The sequence below is a fragment of the Krasilnikovia sp. MM14-A1004 genome (genome assembly GCF_047159485.1).
In the GTDB taxonomy this organism is placed as follows: domain Bacteria; phylum Actinomycetota; class Actinomycetes; order Mycobacteriales; family Micromonosporaceae; genus Actinoplanes.
Map to the genome: position 1 here is coordinate 161248 of NZ_AP038773.1, position 25142 is coordinate 186389.

Annotated in this window: 18 protein-coding genes; 12 read left to right on the forward strand and 6 right to left on the reverse strand. The window is 72.9% G+C overall.

What is annotated here, in order from left to right:
• Positions 1-15: 15 nt before the first annotated feature.
• The 3 genes from ACMCNN_RS00770 to ACMCNN_RS00780 all read right to left on the reverse strand — a co-directional run bounded on the left by ACMCNN_RS00770 (position 16) and on the right by ACMCNN_RS00780 (position 4445).
• The gene (locus tag ACMCNN_RS00770) at positions 16-2022 is read right to left on the reverse strand and encodes a biotin carboxylase N-terminal domain-containing protein (RefSeq protein ID WP_412744254.1); all 2007 of its coding nucleotides are present in this window, start codon (positions 2020-2022) and stop codon (positions 16-18) included.
• 11 nt (positions 2023-2033) lie between these two features.
• The gene (locus tag ACMCNN_RS00775) at positions 2034-3500 is read right to left on the reverse strand and encodes a carboxyl transferase domain-containing protein (protein WP_412744255.1); all 1467 of its coding nucleotides are present in this window, start codon (positions 3498-3500) and stop codon (positions 2034-2036) included.
• Between the two features lie 267 nt (positions 3501-3767).
• On the reverse strand, positions 3768-4445 hold the full coding sequence (locus ACMCNN_RS00780; RefSeq protein ID WP_130509547.1) for a Crp/Fnr family transcriptional regulator: 678 nt from the start codon (positions 4443-4445) through the stop codon (positions 3768-3770).
• A gap of 282 nt (positions 4446-4727) precedes the next feature.
• Between ACMCNN_RS00780 and ACMCNN_RS00785 the strand changes: the two genes are divergently transcribed.
• From ACMCNN_RS00785 to ACMCNN_RS00805, 5 genes are all read left to right on the forward strand, one after another.
• Entirely contained in the window at positions 4728-5915 is a 1188-nt protein-coding gene (locus ACMCNN_RS00785; RefSeq protein WP_412744256.1) for a CapA family protein, read from the forward strand.
• 88 nt (positions 5916-6003) lie between these two features.
• Entirely contained in the window at positions 6004-6801 is a 798-nt protein-coding gene (gene nth / locus ACMCNN_RS00790) for an endonuclease III (protein WP_412746997.1), read from the forward strand.
• Positions 6798-7451 carry a TlpA family protein disulfide reductase gene (locus ACMCNN_RS00795; protein WP_412744257.1) on the forward strand — a complete coding sequence of 218 codons (654 nt, stop codon included), beginning with the start codon at positions 6798-6800 and terminating at the stop codon, positions 7449-7451. Before nth ends, ACMCNN_RS00795 begins: the two co-directional genes overlap by 4 nt.
• A 34-nt stretch (positions 7452-7485) precedes the next feature.
• Positions 7486-8178 carry an NUDIX hydrolase gene (locus tag ACMCNN_RS00800; protein ID WP_412744258.1) on the forward strand — a complete coding sequence of 231 codons (693 nt, stop codon included), beginning with the start codon at positions 7486-7488 and terminating at the stop codon, positions 8176-8178.
• 31 nt (positions 8179-8209) lie between these two features.
• Positions 8210-9388 carry a MarP family serine protease gene (locus ACMCNN_RS00805; RefSeq protein ID WP_412744259.1) on the forward strand — a complete coding sequence of 393 codons (1179 nt, stop codon included), beginning with the start codon at positions 8210-8212 and terminating at the stop codon, positions 9386-9388.
• Positions 9389-9433: 45 nt separating this feature from the next.
• Here ACMCNN_RS00805 and mycP read toward each other — a convergent pair whose 3' ends face one another.
• Both mycP and eccCa read right to left on the reverse strand, forming a co-directional pair.
• Positions 9434-10699 (reverse strand): type VII secretion-associated serine protease mycosin, encoded by a 1266-nt coding sequence (gene mycP / locus ACMCNN_RS00810; protein WP_412744260.1) that lies wholly within the window; start codon positions 10697-10699, stop codon positions 9434-9436.
• A gap of 231 nt (positions 10700-10930) precedes the next feature.
• Positions 10931-14905, reverse strand: coding sequence for a type VII secretion protein EccCa (gene eccCa, locus ACMCNN_RS00815; protein ID WP_412744261.1), 3975 nt, complete (start codon positions 14903-14905; stop codon positions 10931-10933).
• Between the two features lie 176 nt (positions 14906-15081).
• Between eccCa and eccD the strand changes: the two genes are divergently transcribed.
• A complete protein-coding gene (gene eccD, locus ACMCNN_RS00820) occupies positions 15082-16521 on the forward strand; it encodes a type VII secretion integral membrane protein EccD (RefSeq protein ID WP_412744262.1) in 1440 nt (479 codons plus the stop codon).
• A gap of 28 nt (positions 16522-16549) precedes the next feature.
• Here eccD and ACMCNN_RS00825 read toward each other — a convergent pair whose 3' ends face one another.
• Positions 16550-17047, reverse strand: coding sequence for an inorganic diphosphatase (locus tag ACMCNN_RS00825; protein ID WP_412744263.1), 498 nt, complete (start codon positions 17045-17047; stop codon positions 16550-16552).
• Positions 17048-17877: 830 nt separating this feature from the next.
• Here ACMCNN_RS00825 and dacB point away from each other — a divergent pair.
• The 6 genes from dacB to folE all read left to right on the forward strand — a co-directional run bounded on the left by dacB (position 17878) and on the right by folE (position 25052).
• A complete protein-coding gene (gene dacB / locus ACMCNN_RS00830) occupies positions 17878-19260 on the forward strand; it encodes a D-alanyl-D-alanine carboxypeptidase/D-alanyl-D-alanine-endopeptidase (protein WP_412744264.1) in 1383 nt (460 codons plus the stop codon).
• Positions 19261-19315: 55 nt separating this feature from the next.
• Positions 19316-20383 carry a zinc-dependent metalloprotease gene (locus ACMCNN_RS00835; protein ID WP_412744265.1) on the forward strand — a complete coding sequence of 356 codons (1068 nt, stop codon included), beginning with the start codon at positions 19316-19318 and terminating at the stop codon, positions 20381-20383.
• 8 nt (positions 20384-20391) lie between these two features.
• Positions 20392-21375, forward strand: coding sequence for a tRNA lysidine(34) synthetase TilS (tilS, locus tag ACMCNN_RS00840; RefSeq protein ID WP_412744266.1), 984 nt, complete (start codon positions 20392-20394; stop codon positions 21373-21375).
• Positions 21376-21502: 127 nt separating this feature from the next.
• Positions 21503-22078, forward strand: a complete 576-nt coding sequence (gene hpt, locus ACMCNN_RS00845) for a hypoxanthine phosphoribosyltransferase (protein WP_412744267.1) — start codon at positions 21503-21505, stop codon at positions 22076-22078.
• Positions 22079-22350: 272 nt separating this feature from the next.
• The gene (gene ftsH / locus ACMCNN_RS00850) at positions 22351-24378 is read left to right on the forward strand and encodes an ATP-dependent zinc metalloprotease FtsH (RefSeq protein ID WP_412744268.1); all 2028 of its coding nucleotides are present in this window, start codon (positions 22351-22353) and stop codon (positions 24376-24378) included.
• Positions 24379-24431: 53 nt separating this feature from the next.
• The gene (gene folE, locus ACMCNN_RS00855) at positions 24432-25052 is read left to right on the forward strand and encodes a GTP cyclohydrolase I FolE (protein ID WP_412746998.1); all 621 of its coding nucleotides are present in this window, start codon (positions 24432-24434) and stop codon (positions 25050-25052) included.
• Positions 25053-25142 lie beyond the last annotated feature (90 nt).

Genomic DNA, 25142 nt, shown 5'->3' on the forward strand with positions numbered 1-25142 from the left:
GGATCGCGTGCTCGGCTACTCCGGGTCGAGGACGGCCAGCAGCTCGCCGGTGTCCACCTCGGCGCCGGGCTGCACCGGCAGCGACGCGACCACCCCGGCCGACGGCGCGTGCACCGGATGCTCCAGTTTCATCGCCTCCAGGGTGAGCAGCAGCTCACCGGCGCGGACCCGCTGGCCGGGCACGACCAGGACCCGGCGGACCGCACCCGGCAGCGGGGCGATCAGCGAACCCTCGGCGGTGTCCAGGGCGGGCAGCGGGAACCGGGACAACTCGCGCAGCGTGACCGAACCCTCGGGGCTGTCCACGTACGACACGTCGCCGACGCGGTGCACGCCGAAGGACAGGCGGATGCCGCTGACGTCGAGGATCACCCGGGTGCCGTCCGCGTGCACCACGGCGGTCGGCGGGTGGTCGTCGATCGTCGGCGCCTGACCGAGCCCGGCCAGGTCCAGCTCCTCGGGGTCCACGGCGCGTACCCACCAGCCGGCCAGCTCACCCTGCCGGTTCATCCGGTAGCCCACCTCGACCGGGCCGGCGGGGCCGTCGTACACGGCGGTCTGCGAGCCGGAGGGGACGTTGCGCCAGCCCGAGGGCAGCGAGGCCAGCACGGGCGCGGTCGCGCGCCGGGCCGCCGCGCCCGCCAGCGTCGCGGCCAGGCAGGACACGCGTACGGCGTCCACGCTGGACAGCAGCGGGGCGAAGACCTCGGGGTGCCGGTCCAGGAACCCGGTGTCGGTGTCCCCGGCCCGGAACGACTGGTGGCGCAGGACGCGGACCAGCAGGTCCCGGTTCGACACGACGCCGTGCAGCTGGGAGCGGGTCAGCGCGGACGCCAGCATCCGGGCCGCCTCCTGCCGGGTCGGCGCCCAGGCGACCAGCTTGGCCAGCATCGAGTCGCGGTGCACCCCGACCACCGAGCCGTCCGCCACCCCGGAATCCAGGCGCAGGCCGGGCTGGGACAGCGGCCGGAACGAGCCCGCCACGTCGGGGACGGCGAAACGGTGCAGGGTGCCGGTCGCGGGCAGCCACGCGTACGCCGGGTCCTCCGCGCAGATGCGCACCTCGATGGCGTGCCCGCGGATCGGCGGGGGACCGGGCATCGGCAGGCTGCCGCCCTCGGAGACGAGCAGTTGCAGGCGGACCAGGTCGTACCCGGAGACGCACTCGGTGACCGCGTGCTGCACCTGCAGGCTGGGCGTCAGCTCCAGGAACCAGAACCCGCCGTCGGAGTCCAGCAGGAACTCGACGCTGCCCGCGCCCACGTACCCGATGGCCCGGACCGCGATGATCGCGGCCCGGCACAGCTCCTCGCGCAGCGCCGGATCGACCGCGGGGGACGGGGTCTCCTCGACGATGTTCTGGTAGCGGCGCTGCACGGAACACTCCCGCTCGCCGAACGGCACCACGGCCCCGTGCACGTCCGCGAAGATCGGGATCTCGATGTGCCGCGCGTCCTCCACGTACGGTTCGCAGAAGACCTCGCCGCCCGCCTCCTGCCGGGCCGCCGCGACCGCCTCGGCCAGCGTCACCGGGTCGCGCAGCACCCGCATCCCGCGGCCGCCGTCGGCCGCGGTCGGTTTGATCAGTACGGGAAACTGGGTGACCGCCGCCGGATCCGTCTCGGTCGGCAGCACCGGCACCCCGGCGTCGGCCACGATCCGCTTCGTCTCGATCTTGCTGTGCAGCACGCCGAGCGTCTTCGGCGGCGCACCGACCCAGATCATGCCCGCCTCGGTCACCGCCGCCGCGAACGCCGGATCCTCGGCGAGGGTGCCGTTGCCCGGGTACAGGGCGTTCGCACCGGAACGCTGGGCGGCCGCGATCAGCACGTCACCGCGCTGGTACGTCGACGCCGGCGTGCAGCCCGGCAGGTGGACCGCGTAGTCCGCCTCGGCGACGTAGGGGGCGTCGGAGTCGGCGTCGGTGTAGACGGCGACCGTCTCGATTCCGACCAGGCGGCAGGTGGCGAAGACCCGGCGGGCGATCTCACCCGGGCTGGCCACCAGAAGACGTCGGATCACTGCTTCGCCTTTCAGGGTCGGAAGACACCCACGTGCTCGGCACCCTCGACGGCCGCGCTGTGCACGGCCGAGAGGCAGAGGCCGAGCACCGTACGGGTGTCGCGGGGGTCGATGACGCCGTCGTCCGGAAGCTTCCCCACCGGGTACGGGGCGGGCCCGGAAGTCTCGCCGGCCCGTTCGACCGGCCAGCTGAACAGGAACCGGGGCTCGTACGCCCGGCCGTAGATGCCGCCCGCCTCCGCGGCGGGAGTCCCGCCGATCATGAGGGTGAGGTGCGGGACCGTGGATTTCGCCACGGCGTGCACCAGCGGGGCGCCGTGCCGCACGTCGGCCGCCTCGTTCGGCTCGGCGGCCGGGGCGGCGCCGGTGTACTGCAGGAACAGCAGCGAGGTGGCGGTCGCGTTGGCCAGCTGGATGAAGTGGACAGCCTTCTGCGTCTCGGCGGGGGAGAACGCCTGACCGAGGTTGGCCAGCACCCCGACCGGGTAGCCGTGCAGCTCGCCCCAGCCGGTGACCAGCGCGGTGCCCTGGGTCGGCTTGAACTCGTCGAAGTCGCTGTCGTCGAGGATGCGGGCCAGCACCTCGCGCGGCTCGAACGCGGTGGCCGGGTCGGCCGCCGCCATCGTCAGCAGGTCCTCGGGGTCGTGCCGGGGCGGCAGCGGGATCGTGCAGCGGGGACCGGGTCCGCGTTTGCGCCAGTTGAACCGGCGTACGCACTGGCGGGCCAGGCGCAGCCCGTCCCGCTCGTCCTCGGCCAGCTGATCGGCCGGGCCGGTGACTCCGGCGGGGACGGTGGGGGTGCTGCGTACCTCGGGGGCGGGGCGGCCGTTCGGACCGGCCGCGCGGGCGGGCTGCGGGTGGATGGTGAGCACCTTCGCGTGCCCGCGCACCATGATCGTGTAGTCGGAGAGGGCCGGCAGGTAGGCGGCGTCGCCGTTGGTCGCGCCGAACACCACGCAGACCGTGGGCACCCGGTCCACGGTGAGCTGGCTCAGGTCGCGGGCGATGGCGCCGCCCGGCGGCGGACCGGCGGGCGCGGCCGCGCCTGTCGACTCCACCAGGTTGATCAGCGGCAGGCGGTTGACGGAGGCGATCCGGGCCGCCCGCCGGATCTTCTCCACCGTGTACGGATTGACCGCCCCGCCCTCGACGGTCGGGTCGTTCGCGACGATCACACACTCGACGCCCTCGACGACGCCGATACCGGTCACCACGCTGGCGCCGACTCCGAACTCGGAGCCCCACGCCGCCACCGGCGACAGTTCCAGGAACGGGCTGTCCTGGTCGAGCAGCATCTCGACGCGTTCGCGGGGCAGCAGCTTGCCGCGCGCGTGGTGCCGGGTCACCGACTTCTCGCCGCCCCCGGCGCGCGCCTCCTCCAGCGCGGTCTCCAGCTCGGTCAGGCGCTGCAGCATGGCGCCGCGGCTCTCCAGGTACGCGGGATTGCGCGGGTCGATCGCGCTGTCCAGCACGGTCATGGCGCCACCCCACCGCGTGCCGCGCCGCCCCCCACCGTCTTCAAAGCCCGCGCCCTCTCGCCGTACTGATCGCCTCTCGACCACCTCCGTAACGAGCGGCCGACCGGGTGCGACACGGATCTCGGGCGGGGCTGCTTCCCGGCCCGCTCAGGGGCTCGCGGAAAACGCGAAACCACCGCCCGGGCGGGTGGCGGAGCGCTGCCGGAAAAGGCGAAGGGCCGCCCGGACGGGCGGCCCTTCAGTGGTGGATCAGGTCGGTGAGCGAGGTCAGACGCGCGCCCGGCGGGCGAGCCGCTCCGGGTCGAGGATGATCACGCTCTTGCCGTCCAGGCGCAGCCAGGCGCGGGAGGCGAAGTCGGCGAGCGCCTTGTTCACCGTCTCGCGGGAGGCGCCGACGAGCTGCGCCAGCTCCTCCTGGGTCAGGTCGTGGGTCACCCGCAGCACGCCGCCGTCGCGGGTGCCGAACCGGCCCGCCATCTGGAGCAGGTTCTTCGCCACCCGGCCCGGCACGTCCGTGAAGATCAGGTCGGCCAGCGCGTCGTTGGTACGGCGCAGGCGGCGGGCCAGCACCCGCAGCAGCTGCTCGGCGATCTCGGGCCGGTTGTTCAGCCAGGGGCGCAGCGAGGACTTCTTGAGCCGGGCCAGGCGACTGTCCGTCACCGCGGTGGCCGTGGCCGTCCGCGGACCGGGGTCGAACAGCGACAACTCGCCCAGCATGTCCGACGGGCCCATGATCGAGACCAGGTTCTGCCGGCCGTCCGCGGCCCGCCGTCCCAGCTTGATCTTGCCGGAGAGCACGATGTACAGGCTGTCGCCGGCCTCGCCCTCGTTGAAGACGATGTCGCCCTTGCGGACCTCGATCGTGTCCATCTCCTTGGCGAGCGCCTCAGCGGCCTCCGGGTCCACACCCTGGAAAATCCCGCTGCGAGCCAGCACCTCATCCATCGCCGCACCTCCGAATGCGCCACGCCTGCGCTCGATCAGTCTAGGCGCACGCGTACGGGAAACAGGGGAGCACCCCTTGATCTAGATCCGCAGCGTAACCGGTCCGGCCAGCGACCGGTATTTCGTCGCTCCCAGCGACGACCAGGCCACCGGCTGGGTGACCGGCGGGCGGCCGACCCCGGCGACTGGCTGGGCGACCCGTGGGGGCGACCGACGGGGCGACCGACGAAGGGCCGAACGGACGTCGTGGCCGGTTGCTCCCCGACAGTATCGTCGCCGTCGATGAATGCCCACCCCCCGCCGCGCCCCGGGCTGTTCGGCCGCCCGATCCTGACCCTCACCATCGTGATCGCCGCCCTGATCGGCGCCGGCCTCGGCGGCGTCGCCCTGGCCGACCGCGACTCCGGGACCGGCGTGCCGCGCTGGCAGGAGCCGGCCGCCGCCGCCTCGCCGACCGGTACGAAGCGGGCCAAGCCGAGCACGAAGCCCGCCGCCGCCGACGGGACCATCACCCTGTCCGCCACGGGCGACATCATCATGGGCAGCGCCCCGAACCGGCTGCCCGCCAACGGCGGCGACGGGTTCTTCGACTCCGTCGCCGAAGGTCTCAAGTCGGACCTGGTCATGGGCAATCTGGAGCAGCCGCTCACCGGCGACACGGGGACCAGCAAGTGCGGCTCCCCGCCGCGCCCCAACTGCTTCGCGTTCCGCTCACCCCCCGAGTACGCCCAGCACCTCAAGGACGCCGGGTTCCAGCTGCTCAACACGGCCAACAACCACTCCAAGGACTACGGCGTGGCGGGGTACCGCAACACCGTCGCCGCCCTGGAGGACGCCGGGCTGCGGCACACCGGCGCCGAGGACGAGATCACGGTCGTGGAGGTCAAGGGGGTCAAGGTCGCGGTCGTGGGCTTCTCCCCGTACGCGGGGGCGAACAACCTCAACGACCTCGACCATTCACGTACGGTGATCCAGCAGGCCAAGGGGAAGGCCGACGTGGTCGTGGTGCAGGTGCACATGGGCGCCGAGGGTTCCGACAAGAACCACGTCAAGCCGGGCAGTGAGCTGTTCTTCGGCGAGAACCGGGGCGATCCGATCGCGTTCTCCCACGCGGTGATCGACGCCGGGGCGGACGTGGTCATCGGGCACGGCCCGCACGTGCTGCGCGGGATGGAGTTCTACAAGGGCAAGCTGATCGCGTACAGCCTGGGGAACTTCGCCGGGGGCGGGAAGACCCTGTCCAGCTCCGGAGTGCTCAAGTACGGCGGCATCCTGCATGTCACGCTCGGTGCCGACGGCCGGTTCGCGGGCGGGACCTTCCAGTCCACGTACCTGAACGGGGTGGGTGTGCCCACCCGGGACAGCGCCAACGAGCGCGGTCGCAAGCTGGTCGCGCAGCTGTCCGCGGCCGACTTCGGCGACACCGCGGCGCGGATCTCCGACGACGGCGCCATCGCGCCGCCCGCCTGACGGTACGTGCACCGAAGCTGTCGGGGCTGCGACGTACTCTTGCACGGTGACTCGTCCGCCCGCCGCCCCCGCCTCCTCCGGGCCGGCCATTGCGGTGCGGTCCGCCAAACGGTTCGCGAACGAGACGCCGATCGGGCGTAAGCGCCGCGCCCGGCGGATGGCGCGGGTCCTCGCCGAGACCCACCCCGACGCCCACTGCGAGCTCGACTTCACCAACCCGCTGGAGCTGGCGGTCGCCACCATCCTCTCCGCCCAGACCACGGACGTCCGGGTCAACGAGGTCACTCCCGTGCTGTTCCGCCGCTACCGCACCGCCGCGGACTACGCCGCCGGCGACCGGGCCGAGCTGGAGGAGATCCTGCGCCCGACCGGCTTCTTCCGGGCCAAGACGGATTCGCTCATCAAGCTGGGTGAGGCGCTGACCGAGCGGCACGGCGGCGTCCTGCCCCGCACGCTCGACGAGCTGGTCGCCCTGCCCGGCATCGGCCGCAAGACCGCGAACGTCATCCTGGGCAACGCGTTCGAGGTCCCCGGCATCACGGTCGACACGCACTTCCGCCGCCTGGTGAACCGCTTCGGCTGGGTCGCCGAGGAGGATCCCGTCAAGATCGAATTTCAGGTCGCCGACCTGATCGAGAAGCGCGACTGGACGATGCTGTCGCACCGCATCATCTTCCACGGGCGCCGGGTGTGCCACGCCCGCAAGCCCGCCTGCGGCGCCTGCACCCTGGCCACCTCCTGCCCGTCGTACGGCACCGGCCCGACCGAGGCCCCGGCCGCCGCACGCCTGCTGAAGGGCCCACGGGCCCGTGAGCTGGCCGTCCAGGCCGGAGTGGATCCGGAGCTGGTCCCGGCTGCCGCCGTCGTCACGCCGGAGGCGCCGTGACCGTACGCGGCCGGGCCCGAGGGGCGCGCCGGCTGGCCGTTTCGCTCGCGCCCATGCTGGCCACGTCGCTCGCGCTGACGGCGTGTACCGCCTCGGAGCGGTCGGCGCCGCCGCCGGGCCAGCCGTCGCCGTTCGTGGACTGCGCCGCGCTGACCGCGCCGCCCCCGTCCGCCGCAGCGTCGGCGGCCGGTGCGGCTGCGGGCGGCCAGGAGGCGGGCGGTTCCGGGGCTGGGGCGGCGCTGCCGGATCTGGAGTTGCCCTGCTTCACCGGGGGTGCCCCGGTGCGGCTCGCCGGTCTGCGGGGGCCCGCGGTGGTCAACCTGTGGGCGTCCTGGTGCGAGCCGTGCCGCACGGAACTACCGGCCATGCAGCGGCTGGCCGCGCAGTCCGCGGGCACGCTCACCGTCGTGGGCGTCGACACCGGCGACGACCGGGACGCGGCCGCCGGGTTCGCCACGGACAAGCGGGTGACCATGCCCACCCTGTACGACCGGGACCGGAAACTGATCACCGCGCTGGGCCGCACCACGCTGCCCGTGACGGTCTTCGTCGACGCCCGGGGGCGCTCGCACGTCGAGCCGCTGCCCCTGACCGAGGAGAGCCTCGCCGCGCGGGTGCGCGACTGGACCGGCGTGACGGTGGCGCCGTGACCGCCCGTGGCCGGACCGCCCGGGGAGTGACCCGGTGACCGGCCGACCCGGCGGGCTGCCGGGCTGGTTCGAGCCGCTGCTGACGCGCGTCGCCACCAGCCGTACCGAAGACTTCACCCCGCTCCGTCCGCCCGTCGCCGGTGGGCGGCCCAGCGCCGTGCTGGTGCTGCTCGGCGAGAGCGCTCCGGGCGCGCCCGACCTGCTCGTCCTGCAGCGGGCCGCGACCATGCGCAACCACGCCGGGCAGCCCGCGTTCCCCGGCGGCGCGGCCGACCCGGCCGACCGCGACCCGGCGCACACCGCCCTGCGGGAGGCCAGCGAGGAGGTCGGGCTCGACCCGGACAGCGCCACCGTGCTGGCCCTGCTGCCGCCGCTGTACATCCCGGTCAGCTCGTTCCTGGTCACCCCGGTCCTGGCCTGGTGGCACGCGCCGCATCCGGTGCATCCCCGCCAGCTCGACGAGGTCGCGCACGTGGCCCGGCTGCCCGTGGCCGAGCTGGTCGACCCGGCCAACCGGATCCGGGTCCGCCACCCCTCCGGCTGGGTCGGGCCGGCGTTCCAGGTGCGCGGGATGCTCGTCTGGGGGTTCACCGCCGGGGTCATCTCGGCGCTGCTCGACATGGCCGGGTGGTCCCGGCCGTGGCAGCCCGGACGGCTCGTGGAGCTGCCCTCGCCCGCTCCTGCTCCGGCCACCCCGGACGGCGCGCCGGACGAGGTGATCTCATGAACACCTGGAATCCCACTTCTACGCTGAGCGGGTGCACGTGGTCGATGGAATTCTGATCCTGCTGATGCTGATCTTCGCGATCAGCGGCTACCGGCAGGGTTTCGTCGTCGGTGCCCTGTCCTTCGGTGGCTTCTTCAGCGGTGCCCTGATCGGGTTGCAGATCGGGCCGCTGATCGCCGACCAGTTCGCCAGCGGGGCGACCCGTGTCGTGGTCTCGCTCGTGTCCATTTTCGCCCTCGCGGTGCTGGGACAGACGCTGGCCGGGTGGTTCGGCACCCGGCTGCGGCGCTCGATCGCCAGCCGCCCGTTGCAGCGAGTCGACGACGCGGGCGGTGCGGTGGTGTCGCTGGTCGCGGTGCTGCTGGTGGCGTGGCTGGTGGCGGTGCCGCTGGGTTCGTCGTCGCTGCCCTGGCTCAACCGGGAGGTCCGCAGCAGCGCGATCCTCGGCGGCGTCAACAAGCTGATGCCCGAGCAGGCGCAGGCGCTGTCGTCGGCGTTGCGGCAGACCCTGGACACCAACGGCTTCCCCGACGTCTTCGGCGGCCTCACCCGTACGGAGGCCCGCGAGGTCGCCGCCCCCGATCCGGCCCTGGCGAACTCGCAGATCGTGGCGAACTCCCGGCGTTCGGTCCTCAAGGTGCTCGGCACCGCACCGAGCTGCTCGCGGCGCATCGAGGGCTCCGGCTTCGTGTACGCACCCGAGCGCGTCATGACCAACGCCCACGTCGTCGCCGGCACCCGCAACGTCAAGGTGGAGACCCCCCGCGGCCAGCTCGACGGCACCGTCGTGGTCTACGACCCGAAACGCGACCTCGCCGTCATCTACGTGCCGGGCCTGACCGCGCCGGTGATGCCGTTCGTGCAGAAGTCGGCCGGCACCGGATCCAGCGCGATCGTGCTCGGCTTCCCGCTCGACGGGCCGTACAACGCGCAGTCGGCCCGCGTGCGGGAGGTCAGCCGGATCACCGGCCCGGACATCTACGACTCCGGCGACGTGACGCGGGAGATCTACACGATCCGGTCGCTGGTGCGCAGCGGCAACTCGGGCGGCCCGCTCGTCGCGCCGAACGGCAGGGTGATGGGCGTCATCTTCGCGGCTGCGGCCGACGACCGCAGCGTCGGCTTCGCGCTCACCGCGGCCGAGGCCTCCGGTACGGCGCAGCTCGGCGAGCAACGCACCAGGCGGGTCCGCACCGGCGACTGCGCCTGACCGACCCGGCGGGCCCGCTCCGCGGGAGGCGCCCGCGCGGCGAACCTAGGTGACGTTCGCGAACCGGCGCAGCATGGCCAGCCCGACCACCACCGAGACGAGGAACAGGGCGCCCGCCGCCCACCAGCCGCGTTCGGAAGCCGGAGCGGCGGACTGCTGGGGCATCGGGGCGCCCGCGTTGGCCCCCGGAACCAGGGCGCCCGTGGTGCCGGGCCCGTCGTCCGGAGCCGACTGCGCCTGCCCCGAGGCGGGCGCGCTCCCGAACCGGGAGACACCCGGATCTGGGGTGTTGTCCAGCGGATTGGTGGCCACCCACGGAACGTCGGCGGTCAGCGCCGCCGCCGGGTCCACCATCCCGAATCCGTACGTGGCGTCGCGGCCGGGTGCGCCGCGGTCCTTCGCGGTCCGGATGATCCGGTTGATCACCTCGGCGGCCGACATCGTGGGCCACCGGGAACGGATCAGCGCCGCCGTCGCGGACACCATCGGCGCGGCGAAGCTGGTGCCCTGCACCCGCCAGTACCCGTCCGGCCGGGCGCCGACGAGCTGGGTGGCCGGGGCGGTCACCACGGTCTCCTTGCCGGTGATGGAGCCGGACCAGAGAACGTTTCCGTCGCGTTCCATGCCGGCCACCGCGATGACTCCCGGCTCGCGGGCCGGATACCAGACCCCGCTGGAGGGCGACGCGCTCGCGTTGCCGGTGCAGGCCACCACGACGACGTCCTTGGCGAACGCGTAGTCCAGCGCGGCCGCCAGCGCGGCGCTGGCGCCGTTGCCACCGAGGGACAGGTTGATCACCCGGGCGCCGTGGTCGACGGCCCAGCGCACCCCCTTGGCCACGATCATCGCGTCGTCGTACCGGTTCTCCTCGTCCAGCACGCGGACCGGCAGGATCTTCGCCTTCGGCGCGATCCCGACGACCCCGGCGGCGTCGTCGTGACCGGCGATGATGGCCGACACCGTGGTGCCGTGGCCGACCAGGTCGGTGTCGCCGTCACCCTTCGGGTCGACCAGGTCCAGGCCGGGCAGCACCTGTCCGGCGAGGTCGACGTGCCGGGCGTCCACGCCGGAGTCGACGACCGCGACCGTCACGCCCTGCCCGGTCGAGTACGTCCACGCGTCGGCCACGTTCAACGTCTTGAGATGCCACTGCTCGTCGCGGACGGAGTCGCCCTGCCACGGCGTGGGCGTCTCCATCGGATGTCCGACCTCGGCGGGCAGCGCCCACGCCGGGGCCGTGCAGGTGCCCGCGGTGACGAGACCGGCCAGGGCCGCGGCGACGATCCGCCGCAGCGGCCGCCGGAGGCTCACCAAAGGTCACCCCCGGCCGGAGACGGGCAAAAGTCGTCGCCGCTGGGGTGCGGCTCTACCGCGTCCCGCCGGGGCCGGCGGGACGCGCGCGGTCGCGAACTCGTAGCGCTCACAGGTCGGCGTCGCCATTCTGATGATGGACGGTCGATGCAGGGAGATTACTCCGATTCAGCGTCTTGTCGCGGGGGTCCTTCCATGCATTCGCACCGGATGTACGTCGGCACCCCCGGATCAGGACGGCGGCAGGTGTGCCAGCTGGATCAGCCGTACCCCCTCCCGCCTGGTCAGCAGGCGCCCGCGACCGGGCGGCAGCGCGCTCGGCTTGACCGGGCCGAGCAGGGCACCCTCGTCCGCCGGGCCGGACATCACCAGGCCGGGCACGGACAGTTCGCGCAGGCGCTGGATGACCGGGTCGTACAGTGCCCGGCTGGCGCCGCCCGCGCGGCGGGTGACGATCAGGTGCAGGCCGACGTCGCGGGCCTGGGGCAGGTATTCGAGCAGCGGCTGCAGCGGGTTAGTCGGCCCGGACGCCACCAGGTCGTAGTCGTCGACCAGCACGAACAGCTCCGGCCCCTGCCACCACGAGCGGTCCCGCAGCTGCTGGGCGGTCACCTCGGGGCCGGGCAGGCGCCGTTCCATGTAGCCGGCCACGGACTCCATCAGGTCCTGCGTCTTCTGCGCCTGGATGCCGTACCCGATGCGGTGATCGGTCTCCGGCAGGTCCATCAGGCTGCGCCGGTAGTCGACCAGGATGATCCGGGCCTCCTCCGGGGTGAACCGGCGCATCACGGTCGTGGCCAGCGCCCGCAGGAACGACGACTTGCCGCACTCGGCGTCGCCGAACAGCAGGAAGTGCGGGTCCGTCGCGAAGTCGATCTCGACCGGCTGCAGGTCCGACTCGGAGATGCCGATCGGCAGCCGCAGCCCGGAGCTGCGGAACAGATCCAGTTCCGCGTACGGCAGGCTGGCCGGCAGGAGCCGCACCCGGGGGGCCACTGGCCCGCGCCAGTTCGTGGCGATCGCCTTGACCAGCGCCCCGGTGTCGCCGAGCGTGTTCACCTCGGGCCGGACGGTCAGCAGGTGCAGGCTCTTGTTCTTGTCCGTGGGGTGCTCGACGATGCCGCGGCCGGGTCGCTCCGGGACCCCGGCGGCCGCCCGCCGGTTGATCATCGAGTCGGTCGGGTCACCCAGGCGCAGCTCCAACCGGGACCCGAACAGGTCGCGGATCGCCGGGCGGAAGTCCATCCAGCGCGTCGCGGTCGCCACGACGTGGATGCCGTACGACAAGCCGCGGGTGGCGATGTCGGTGATGACCGGTTCGAGTTCCTCGTAGTCCTTGCGCAGGGTCGCCCAGCCGTCCACGACCAGGAACACGTCGCCGAACGGGTCGGCCTCCGCACCGGTACCGAGCGCGTTCGCCCGCCGCCGCCGGTACGAGGCCATCGAGTCGATGCCCATCTCCGCGAAGCGCTGCTCCCGCTCGGCCAGCAGCGTCATCATCTCGCCGACCGTGCGGCGTACCCCGACCGCGTCGAGGCGCCCGGACACGCCGCCGACGTGCGGCAGGTCCCGCAGGGTGCCCAGCGAGCCGCCGCCGAAGTCCAGGCAGTAGACCTGCACCTCGGCCGGGGTGTGGGTGAGCGCGAGCCCGCAGACCAGCGAGCGCAGCGCGGTGGACTTGCCGCTCAGCGTGCTGCCCACGACCGCGACGTGACCTGCGGCCCCGGCCAGCGGCAGCCACATGACGTCGCGGATCTGCTCGCGCGGCTTGTCGATGAGCGCGATCGGCACCTGCAGCGAGCCGTGCAGCTCCGGGTTCGCGAACGCCAGCCCGCGCACCGGATCCGCGGTGACCGGGCCGAGCAGCTCATCGAGCGCGGCCGACTGGTTCAGCGGCGGCAGCCACACCTGGTGGGCGGGCGGGCCCTGCCCGTTGAGGCGGTCCACCATGATGTCCAGCAGGCTCTCCCCAGCCGGGATCTCCTCCGGCTTGGGCTGGGCGGGCACGACCGGCTTGGGCGCGGGCACGTAATGCGTCGAGTACGGCAGGATCTGCGGCGGAGCGCCGTCACCGGCGGCGCCCGGTCCGCGCGCGCCGCTCTGGCGGAACGACCCTGACACGTACGCGGCCTTGAACCGCACCAGCGGCTCGGTGCCGAACTTCAGGTAACCGTGCCCCGGCGAGCGCGGCAGCTCGTACGCGTCCGGGACGCCGAGCACCGCGCGCGACTCCAGCGCCGAGAAGGTCCGCAGACCGATCCGGTACGACAGGTGGGTGTCCAGCCCGCGCAGCCGCCCCTCTTCCAGGCGCTGGCTGGCCAGCAGCAGGTGCACGCCCAGCGAGCGGCCCAGCCGTCCGATCTGGACGAACAGGTCGATGAAGTCCGGCTTGGCGGAGAGCAGCTCGGAGAACTCGTCGCAGACCACCAGCAGCGACGGCAGCGGCGGCAGCGCGGCCCCACCGGCACGGGCCTTCTCGTAGTCGCGCAGGCTGGCGTAGTTGCCCGCCTTGCGCAGCAGCTCCTGACGCCGGACCAGCTCGCCGTCGATCGCGTCCACCATGCGGTCGACCAGCGGCAGCTCGTCCGCGAGGTTGGTGATGACCGCGGCGGTGTGCGGCAGCCGGTCCAGCGACGCGAACGTCGCGCCACCCTTGAAGTCGACAAGGACGAAGTTCAGCGACTCGGACGAATGGGTCGTGGCGAGCGCCAGCACGAGCGTACGCAGCAGCTCTGACTTTCCGGAGCCGGTGGCGCCGATCAGCAGGCCGTGCGGACCCATGCCGTCCTGGGCGGACTCCTTGAGGTCCAGCTCGACCGGGCCGCCGTCGGCGCCCATGCCGATCGGCACCCGCAGCCGGTCCCGGTTGGGCCGGGGCAGCCAGCTCTGCGCCACGCTGAACGTGTCGGGGTCGGCGATGCCGAGCAGCTCCGCCAGCCCCATCTCGGCGGCCAGCGGCGTGTCCGACGACTTCGACATGGCCGCCAGCCGCAGCGGGGACAGCCGCCGCGCCACCGCCTCGGCCTGCTCCTCGGTCAGCCGGTCCGGGGTGCCGACGTCGGCCGCCGAATCCATGGCGTACGTGTGCAGCTCGGGCTTGGCGCCCGCGGCCGTGCGCACCTCCAGCACCAGCAGCGAGCGGTCCAGCAGGCGGGGCGGCTGCTCGTCCAGGTCGAGCACGGTGACGCCGTCGATGCCGTCGTCGAGCTGGGTGGCGCCCTTGAGGTCGGCGCCGTCCAGCACGATCACCACGTGCGGGCCGGAGTTGCTGCCACCGGCCGGGTTGAACCGGTGCCGGCTGCCGATCACGTCTTCGAGGAGCCGCTCCAGGTCGGGCCCGGAGCTGGCGACCAGCCGGATCGGACCGAGCGCGTCCGTGCGGGACGGATGCAGGTTGTGCGGCAGCCACTTCACCCACTCCCACGCCGCCCGGCGTTCCGGCCCGGCGCACACCGCGACGATCAGGTCGTCCGGCGCGTGGAAGACAGCCAGCTGGGTGAGCACCGCGCGGGTCAGCGCGCGGGCGTCGGCCTCAGCGCCCGCCCCGTGCCCGCGCAGGAAGACCCGCGCAAAGCCGCGCAGCGACACCGCCACCGGCAGGTCCGGCACCACCGAGTACGCGTCCAGGAAGCGCCGCAGCGCCCCGGCGGTCATCGGCTCCAGGTCCTCCAGCGGCCGGGTCACCGGCGGCACCAGTGGGGTGGCCAGGGTCTGCGGGCCGACCGCCAGCCGCACCACCCCGAAGTCGGGATCGGTGGGGCGGCGTTCCCACACGCGGTGGCTGGCCGCCGTCGACCACAGCTGTGCCGGGTCCGGATGCCGGTAGTACAGGCCGGTGCGCTGCTTGCCCGCGGTGTCCCGGACCCGGCGGCGCAGCCCGGCCAGGTGGCGCAGGTACTCGCGGCGGGCGGCCATCATCTCCGCCTTCTTCGGCGAGCCGTTGCTGCCGAACGAGGTGGCCATCATCGCCACGGACGAGACGCCGAACAGGCCGCCCACCACGTACGAGAAGGCGCCGCCCTTGCCCTGGCTCATCATCATCGCCATCGCGACGGAGCCGCCCAGCATCGGCAGCGCCATCAGAGCCTGCTGCCAGCGGCCCCCGGTGGCCTGGGGGATCTCCGGCGGCGCGTCGACCGCCAGCTCACCCGTCGGGATCTCCGGCGCCGGACGCCGGGCACCCCGCTTGATCACCACCGTGCTCATCTGTGCAGACAGTCCCTTCGCCCCGTCCGCGGCCGGTCACCGGGCACCGCGGTCGGCCCATGGTAGGTAAAGTGCCCTCCGTTCCGCAGCCCTCGTCAGCACCGATCGGGGCGACGGCAGGCCTGAACGCACTGGCGAAGCGGGGGGCGCGAGCGCATGCGAAAGGTTGGCACAACATGACGGTGGGTCTTGCTCGGGTCACGATCAGTGCGCCCCAGCGCCGGGTCGACGTCGCGCTGCCCGAACACGTCCCGCTGGCGGAGCTGCTGCCCGAGGTGCTGCGGCACGCCGGGGAAGGGCTGGCCGACGACGGGGAGAAGCACGGCGGCTGGCTGCTGCGGCGTACCGACGGGGTGGCTCTGACCACCGCGCAGGGCCTGTTCCCGCAGGGGGTGCGCGACGGCGAGGTGCTGCACCTCGTGCCCGCCCGCGAACAGTGGCCCGAGCTGGAGTACGACGACGTCGTCGAGGCGGTCGCCGAGGGGGCGCGCCGCCGGGGGACGATCTGGACCCCGGCCGCGACCAGGGCGGCGACCCTGGCCGGCGGTGCCGTACTGCTGGGGCTGGGCCTGCTGGCGGTGCTCCACGCGGGTCCGCAGTGGCCCGGCTCGGCGTTCGTCGGGCTCGGTGTCGCGGTGCTGCTGGCGCTGGCCGGTGTGACCGCCTCCCGGGCGTACGGGGACGCGCAGGCCGGTGCCGCCCTGGGCGCCTGCGCCCTGCCGTACGCGTTCGCGGGTGGCGCCGTGCTGGTCGCGCCGGAGGCCGGTGACCGGGTCGGTGTGCTCGGGATCCTCCCGTGGCTCGGCGGCCCCGAACTGCTGGCCGGTGCGGCGGCGCTGCTGCTGGCGGCCGTACTCGGAGGGGTCGGTGTCGCGGCGGCGCGCCGGCTGTTCACCGCCGGTGCCACGGTCGGGCTGCTGGCCGCGCTGGCCGCGGCCCTGAGCATGGTCACGTCCGGGGCCGGCGCGGCCGCGGTGCTGCTGTCCGTGCTGGTGTGCGGGATCGGCATGCTGCCGCTGCTGGCGATCCGGTTCGGCAAGATGCCGACGCCGCCCGTGACCCTGCCCTCCGGCGGGGAGGCGGCCGAGGGCTTCACCGCGGCCGCGACGACCGGGGCGCTGGATGCGGCCCGCGAGCGTCCGGGACGGGCCGTGGTGTTCGCCGCCGTGGCCCGTACCGAGGAACTGCTGGCGGGCATGCTGCTCGGCCACGCGGTGCTGGCGGCCGGAGCGTTCACCGTGCTGGCGGCCGACGGTGCGACCTCGGCGCGCGTACTGGTCGGGGTCTGCGCGGCGGCGCTGCTGCTGCGGTCGCGGCTGTTCGTCACGCTGCGCCAGCGGGTGCCGCTGCTGTGCGCGGGCCTGTTCGGGGTGGCGGCGCTCGGTGTGGACCTGCTGTGGGGAGCCGACGCGGGGCTGCTGCTGGCGGTGAGCGGTACGGCGTTCGTACTGGCGCTCATCACGGTGGCGGCCGGCGCGACGTACTCGCGCCGGCCACCCTCGCCGTATCTGGGACGCGCCGCCGACCTGCTCGACACGCTCGTGGTGGTGTCGGTGATCCCGGTCGCCTGCGCCGTGGTCGGCCTCTACGGCCTGGTCGGGGACATCAGCCTCTAGCCCCCTGAGCCTCTGGCTCGTTGCGGGCTCAGTGCTCGTGGTCCTCGGCGGCCTCGGCGCGCTTGAACGACGCCCGGATCTCCTCCTCGGCCTCGACCCGGCCCACCCAGGTGGCGCCCTCGACGGACTTGCCCGGCTCCAGGTCCTTGTAGACCGTGAAGAAGTGCTGGATCTCCATCCGGTCGAACTCGCCGAGGTGGTGGATGTCGCGCAGGTGCTCCTGGCGCGGGTCCTCGAAGGGCACGCACAGGACCTTGTCGTCGCGGCCCTTCTCGTCGGTCATCCGGTACATGCCGATGGCCCGGGCGCGGACCAGGCAGCCCGGGAAGGTCGGCTCCTGGATCAGTACGAGCGCGTCCAGGGGGTCGCCGTCCTGGCCGAGCGTGCCCTCGATGTACCCGTAGTCGGCCGGGTACTGGGTCGCGGTGAACAGGGTCCGGTCCAGCCGGATCCGGCCGGTCTTGTGGTCGACCTCATATTTGTTCCGCTGACCCTTGGGGATCTCAACCAGAACGTCGAAATCCATGATGTGCTCCCTTGTTCGTCCCGCGCTGGACCCGGCGGGTGGCCGGCGGCGGAAGCGGGACACGCAGGGGCCCACGGGATCCGCGCGCAACGGTGTGCCGGATGACAGTAGTCTCCCCTAAGTCTGCAGCCGCGTCCGAGGAGGGGCCCGTGGGGAGGCAAGATTCACAGCACGGCCACCCGGCCGAGCCGCCCCGACCTGGGCGCCCGCCGGCCGGCCGGGCCAGTGTGCCGGTGCCGCCGCCGTCCGCCGCCCCGACCGTCGTCCCGCCTATTGGACCGCAGGACGGTACGCGGGCGCCGCAGAATCCGCCGCCCGCCGCGCATTTTCCCGGACAATCCCGGCAGCAGCCACCGGGCGCGCCGCAGGGTGGGGGAAATCCTCCGGTTGGTACCTCCGGCCGCGCGGCCGTTCCGCCGCCGGCGGGGCGCGCCACCGTCCCTCCCGTGGGTGGACCGGCCCCGGTGCGGCCGCCGACCGCCCCGATGCCCCCGACGACCGGCCGAGCCATGGTTCAACCGGTCGGCCCGAATCAGCCCGCCGTTTCGGCCATGAACGCCGCCCCGGTCAACCCGGCCGCGACAGCCCAGCCGGTCGCGCCGGCCCCCACCGGCGGCCAGGTCCCGCCTCCGAGCCAGGTTCCGCCTCCGGGTCAGGTCCCGCCTCCGGGTCAGGTCCCGCCCACCGGCCAGGTCCCGCCTGGCTTCCAGCCTCCGCCGGGCGGGCAGCCTCCGCCGGGCGCTCCGGTTGCGCCTCCTGCGTCGGGCGGCCCCGTCGGCGGCGGGCGTCCCCGGCGGCGCCGTACCGTCCTGATCTCGTCGCTTGCCGTCGTGCTGCTGCTTGTGGTCGCGGCCGCGACCGTCCTGGTCGCCCGGCCCGGCCCGGTACGCGGCTGGCTGGCGGCCGACCCCACCGCGCCCACGACGGCGCCCGCCACCCCCGACCCCAGCCCGACGCCGGTGCTGCGCGCCGCCGGCGCCGAGGCCCCCGCGCCCTCGGCAGCCGGGGTGCAGGACGCGCTGGCGTCGCTGGTGAAGGCCCCCGCGCTCGGATCGCGGGTGAACGTCTCCGTGGTGGACGTGGCCACCGGTGAGACGCTGTTCGAGCAGAACGCCGACACCCTGACCACCCCGGCCTCCACCACCAAGCTGATCACGGCCGCCACCGTCCTCGCGGCGCGCGGACCCGCCTACCGGCTCACCACCCGCGCGGTGGCGGGTGCCAAGCCCGGCGAGGTGGTGCTCGTCGGCGGCGGCGACCCCACGCTGGCGGTCAACGGCAAGGGCCAGTTCCCGGGCGCGGCGCGGCTCGACCGGCTCGCGGCCCAGGTGCGCAAGGCCCTCGGTGACACGAAGCCGACCAAGGTGGTCGTGGACACCTCGCTGTTCTCCGGACCCACCACGGGCAGTGGCTGGAGTCCGGGCCTGATCGCCCCCGAGGGCCAGGTCGCCGCGATCCAGTCGCTGATGACCAACGCGGGCCGGATCAAGCCGGTGCACAACGAGTTCGGCGGCGATCCCCGATACAGCGACCCGGCCATGTCGGCGGCGCGGGCGTTCGCGGCGCAGCTCGGGGTGCCGGCCGGTGCGGTCACCCGCGGCAAGGCCCCGGCCGGCGGGTCCACGGCGCCGGACCAGGGGGTCGCGCCCGGCACGGAGCTGGGTGCGGTGCAGTCGCCGCCGCTGGTGCACGTTCTCGACTGGATGCTGCAGCAGAGCGACAACGTCATCGCCGAGTCGATGGGCCGCCAGGTCGCCCTGGCCGCGGGCAAGCCCGCGACCTTCGAGGGCGCGACCGAGGCGATGACCGCCAAGCTGGGCGAGCTGGGCCTGCCCACCGCCGATCTGTACGACGCCAGCGGCCTGTCCCGGAAGAACCGCATCAGCCCCGCCCTGCTCACCAAGCTGCTGGCGCTCGCCGCGGGCGGCAAGCAGCCCGCGCTGGGCAGCCTCTTCGGCGGACTGCCGGTGGCGGGCTGGTCCGGCACCCTGCAGACCCGTTTCGTCACGCCGAGCCCGAACCGGGTCGGGCAGGGCATCGTCCGGGCCAAGACCGGCTCGCTGAGCGGGGTCAACACGATGGCGGGTGAGCTGGTGACCAAGGACGGCCGGCTGCTGGTCTTCGCGTTCATGGCGGACGCCACCGGCGACGCGGTACCGGCGCGGGCGGCGCTGGACCGGATGGCCGCCCGGCTGGTCGACTGCGGCTGCTGATCTCCGGGTTTTCTCCGGACCTGTGCCGTGGCCCCGCGCGGGTACGGTGGTGGGCATGGCGCAGTTCGTGGACTGGGACCTGGCCGCCGCCACCGCGGGCGCCTTGTCGAAGTCGGGCCCCGCGGTGTCCTACGAGGAGGCCACGCGCGTCGTGGCCCAGTTGAGGGAACTGACCGACGAGGCCGCCGAGCACGTCGCGGCGTACACCGGGCTGGTTCCGCAGGTCGAGGTGCCGCCGGTGCGGGTGGTGGACCGCAAGGACTGGGCCGCGGTCAACATCACCGGTCTCAAGCAGGTCATCGTGCCGTTGGCCAGCCGCATCACCGGGGACAATCCGCCCGGCGCGGTCGCCGACGCGATCGGCTCGCGGCTGACCGGCGTGCAGGCCGGCACGGTGCTGGCCTACCTGTCCGGCCGCGTCCTCGGGCAGTACGAGGTGTTCACCGACGATCCGGGCCAGCTGCTGCTCAACGCGCCGAACATCGTCGAGGTGGAACGCAAGATCGAGGCCGACCCGCGCGACTTCCGGCTCTGGGTGTGCCTGCACGAAGTTACGCACCGTACGCAGTTCACCGCCGTGCCGTGGATGCGGGGCTACTTCCTCGGGGAGGTGCAAGCGTTCGTCGACGCCTCGCAGAGCGGCGAGCACATCTTCGAACGGCTGCGCCGCGGCGTCGCGACGCTGTCGGACGTGCTGCGCGACTCGGACAGCCACTCCTCGGTGCTGGATCTCGTGCAGACCCCCGCGCAGAAGGCCGTACTGGATCGGCTGACCGCGCTGATGACGCTGCTGGAGGGGCACGCCGAGTTCGTGATGGACGGTGTGGGCCCGGAGGTCATCCCGTCGGTCGACTCGATCCGGTCGAAGTTCAACCGCCGCCGGGCCAGCGGCAACCCGCTGGAGAAGGCGGTACGCCGGCTGCTCGGCATCGAGGTCAAGATGCGCCAGTACGCCGAGGGCCGCAAGTTCGTGCACGGCGTCGTGGAGCGCGTCGGGATGGCCGGATTCAACAAGGTGTTCAGCTCCCCGCTGACCCTGCCCCGGCTGGACGAGCTGAACGACCCGGACGCCTGGGTGGAGCGGGTGCACGGCCCGGCCGCGTCGCTGCCACCGGCCGACTGACCGGCGCCGTGGCGCGGATCCCGGCCCCGGTGGCCGCTGTCCGGCAGGCGGTACGGTCCGCGCTGGCGGGTGCGGTGCCCCGAGGTGGCCGGGTGCTGGTGGCATGTTCGGGCGGCGCCGATTCGCTGGCCCTGGCGGCCGCGACCGCGTTCGTGGCTCCCCGGCTCGGCCTGGCGGCCGGGCTCGTCACTGTCGACCACGGTCTGCAGGAGGGCTCGACCGAGCGGGCCGCGCGGGTGGCGGCGTGGGGCCGCCTCGCCGCGTTCGACCCGGTCGAGGTGGCCACGGTGGAGGTGACCGGTCCCGGCGGCCCGGAGGCCGCGGCCCGTTCGGCCCGCTACGCCGCGCTGGATGCCGTGGCGGTCCGGTGGGGCGCCGTCGCGGTGCTGCTCGGGCACACCCGCGACGACCAGGCCGAGACGGTGCTGCTGGCGCTGGCCCGCGGCGCCGGTCCGCGCGGGCTGGCCGGGATGCCCGCTCGCCGGGGACGGCTGATGCGGCCGCTGCTGGACGTCGCGCGGGCGGACACCCGCAAGGCATGCGCGGCGCTGGGACTGAGCCCGTGGGAGGACCCGCACAACGCCGATCCCGCGTACGCCCGGGCACGGGTGCGCGGGCGGGCGCTCCCGGCGCTGGTCGCGGCGCTGGGCCCGGCCGTGGTGGACAACCTGGCGCGGACGGCCACCCTGCTGGCTGCGGACACCGCGGCGCTGGACGCGCTGGCCGCCGGGGCGCTGGACGCCGCCCGTACCGATAAGGGGTTGTCGGTGGCGGCACTGGCCGCGCTGGATCCGGCGGTGCGCGGGCGGGTGCTGCACGCGTGGGCGCGCGAGCTGGGCGCCCCCGGCGGCGCCCTGTCGCACCGGCACGTCGACGCTCTCGACGCGCTCGTCATGGGCTGGCACGGGCAGGGCGCCACGCACCTGCCCGGTGGTGGGGCGGTGGCGCGGCGCGCGGGACTACTCGTCCGGGTGGAGCCCGACCCAGTGTGACGGTTGTCACGATCCGAGGGGATTTTCGGTCAGACGGGTCGGATCCCGGCGATACGCGGTCGCCAGCGGGCCCTTCAGCGCCGACCCGTTGACCGCTGTCGCGGGCGCATACGGCAGGCTAGGGACCATGGCTGAGGGCTCCTGGTACCACGCCGACATCGACCGCGTGATCATCTCCGAGGAGCAGATCCGCGAGAAGACCGCTGAGCTGGCCAAGCAGGTCTCGGCGGACCATGCCGACGCCGAGGGCGGCCTGCTGCTGGTCTGCGTGCTCAAGGGCGCGGTGATGTTCATGGCCGACTTCGCGCGGGCGCTGGGGCGGCACGGCCCGTCCGCCGAGATGGAGTTCATGGCGGTCTCCTCGTACGGCTCGGGGACCACGTCGTCGGGGGTGGTGCGCATCCTCAAGGACCTGGACCGGGACATCGCCGGCCGGCACGTGATCGTGGTCGAGGACATCGTCGACTCGGGGCTGACGCTGTCCTGGCTGATGAAGTACCTGCAGTCCCGGTCGCCCGCGAGCGTCGAGGTGGTGGCGCTGTTCCGCAAGCCGGACGCGGTGAAGGTCTCGGTGCCGGTGCGCTACGTCGGCTTCGACATCCCCAACGAGTTCGTGGTCGGCTACGGCCTCGACTTCGCCGAGCGCTACCGGGAGCTGCCGTACGTGGGTGTGCTGCGGCCCGAGGTCTACGCCCGTAGCTGAACGCGCTCCCAGCGGACTCACAGAAACCCGGCTCGCACCCCTCCGCTCCGGTCGTTTCACCCCAGTTCGGGACGGTTGCCCGGCAATGGGTAGGTGGGGCGGGCCCGCCGGTCCGGCCCGTGGCAGCCGGGCTCACGGGGTCGGACGGGGCACCCACGGTGTACCGTCGAGTGACCGATGGCGCAATGTCACACGCGCGTCGGACGCACGACATCCCAGGTGATCAGGACGCCGATACAGGAGGGTCCGGGCGGGTGCCGCCCGACAACAGCATGGAACGTACGCGTTTCTTCCGCCGCCCGGTGGTCTGGATCATTCTGGTGATCATCGGGGCGATTGCGCTGAGCTCATTCTTCACCAGCGGCCCCAGTTACCAGCGCGTCGATACGTCGGTCGCGCTCGAGCGGCTGAATCAACCCGGCATCAAGAAGGCCTTGATCAAGGACAAGGAGCAGACGCTCCAGCTTGAGCTGTCGCAGGCCCAGGACTTCGACGGCAAGTCGACCACCAAGATCGAAACCCAATACCCGTACGAGGTCACCAACGACGTCTGGAACGACGTCAAGGCGGCCAAGACCGCCGGGCGGATCACGGGTGGGGTCGACACCAAGGTCTCCGGCGACAGCATTCTGCTCACCCTGCTGGTCAACCTGCTGCCCATCGCGATCCTGGTGATCCTGCTGCTGCTGTTCATGTCGCAGATGCAGGGCGGCGGCTCGCGGGTGCTCAACTTCGGCAAGTCCAAGGCCAAGATGATCACCAAGGACACGCCGAAGACGACGTTCGCCGACGTGGCGGGCGCCGACGAGGCGGTCGAGGAGCTGCACGAGATCAAGGACTTCCTGCAGAACCCGGCGAAATATCAGGCCCTCGGCGCCAAGATCCCCAAGGGTGTGCTGCTGTTCGGCCAGCCCGGTACCGGCAAGACCCTGCTGGCCCGCGCGGTCGCGGGTGAGGCCGGGGTGCCGTTCTACTCGATCTCCGGCTCGGACTTCGTCGAGATGTTCGTCGGTGTCGGCGCCAGCCGGGTCCGCGACCTGTTCGAGCAGGCCAAGGCGAACGCCCCGGCCATCGTCTTCGTGGACGAGATCGACGCGGTCGGCCGGCACCGCGGCGCGGGCATGGGCGGCGGTCACGACGAGCGTGAGCAGACCCTCAACCAGCTGCTCGTCGAGATGGACGGCTTCGATACCAAGGGCGGGGTCATCCTCATCGCGGCCACCAACCGGCCCGACATCCTGGACCCGGCGCTGCTGCGGCCCGGCCGCTTCGACCGGCAGATCCCGGTGGACACCCCGGACATGGAAGGGCGCCGCGCCATCCTGCGCGTGCACGCCAAGGGCAAGCCGTTCACCCCGGACGTCGACCTCGACGCCGTGGCCCGGCGTACGCCCGGCTTCTCCGGCGCCGATCTGGCCAACGTCGTGAACGAGGCGGCGCTGCTCACCGCGCGTAACGAGAAGCGGGCCATCACGAACGACTATCTCGAAGAGGCCATCGACCGGGTCATCGCGGGCCCCGAGCGCCGCACGCGGGCGATGAGCGACAACGAGAAGAAGATCACCGCGTACCACGAGGGTGGGCACGCGCTGGTCGCGTTCGCGCTGCCGCACTCGGCTCCCGTGCACAAGGTGACGATCCTGCCGCGCGGGCGCTCCCTCGGGCACACGCTGGTGCTGCCGACCGAGGACAAGTACACCCAGACCCGCGCCGAAATGATCGACACCCTGGCGTACGCGCTGGGCGGCCGGGCCGCGGAGGAACTCGTCTTCCACGAGCCCACCACGGGTGCGGGCAACGACATCGAGAAGGCCACCAGCCTGGCTCGGGCGATGGTCACCCAATACGGCATGAGCTCCAAGCTCGGCGCCGTCAAGTACGGCACGGCCAACGACGAGCCGTTCCTGGGCCGCACCATGGGCCACGAGCGGGACTACTCCGACGCCATCGCCGCCGAGATCGACGCCGAGGTGCGGGCGCTCATCGAGCTGGCCCACGACGAAGCGTGGGAGATCCTCGTCGAGTACCGCGACGTGCTCGACAGCATGGTCCTCGAACTGATGGAGAAGGAGACCATCTCCCGTGAGGACATGGACCGGATCTGCGCCCGGGTCGCGAAGCGCCCGCCGATGGCCCCGTTCAACGGCTTCGGCAAGCGGCTGCCCTCGGAGGCTCCGCCGGTGCTGACCCCGGCCGAGCGCGACAAGCTCAAGGCGCAGGCCGAGGCAGACGGCCAGGCCGCCAACGCGGGCGGCAACGCGGGTGGCAGTGCCAACAGCAGCACGGACGGCGCCCACTGATCACCGACGGCAGCTCGACAGAGCCGGTCGACTCGGACGACGAGCTCGACTATCTGGCCGCGCGCCTGGTCGACGGCAAGCTCACCGGTGCCCCGGTGGAGCAGGTCGTCGACCTGGCGCGCATCGAGAAGGCGGTCCACGAGATCCTGCTGGCCGTCGGCGAGGACCCGGACCGTGACGGCCTGCGGCACACCCCGACCCGGGTGGCTCGCGCGTACGCGGAACTCTTCGCGGGCCTGCGGGTCGACCCGGCACAGGTGCTCACCACCACGTTCGAGGCCAACCACGAGGAACTCGTACTGGTCCGCGACATCGAGATGATCAGCCTCTGCGAGCACCACCTGCTGCCGTTCAAGGGGGTGGCGCACGTCGGCTACATCCCCGGCGAGCACGGGCGGATCACCGGCCTGTCGAAGCTGGCCCGGCTCGTCGAGGTGTTCGCTCGGCGGCCCCAGGTGCAGGAACGGCTCACCTCCCAGATCGCCGACCTGCTGATGACGAAGCTCGACCCGCGCGGCGTCATCGTCGTGCTGGAGTGCGAACACCTGTGCATGGAGATGCGTGGCATCCGCAAGGGTGGCGCCCGCACCACCACCTCCGCGGTGCGCGGTGCGTTCCACAGCGACGCCAAGGTTCGCGCCGAGGCCATGATGCTGATCAACGCTCCGCGCTGAGCTGCCCACCCAGGTAATCGAGAACACACCGCGACGGCGCCGCCAGGTCTGAAAACCGCGCGAAATTGTCGGACCCGTTCGGCAGAGTGT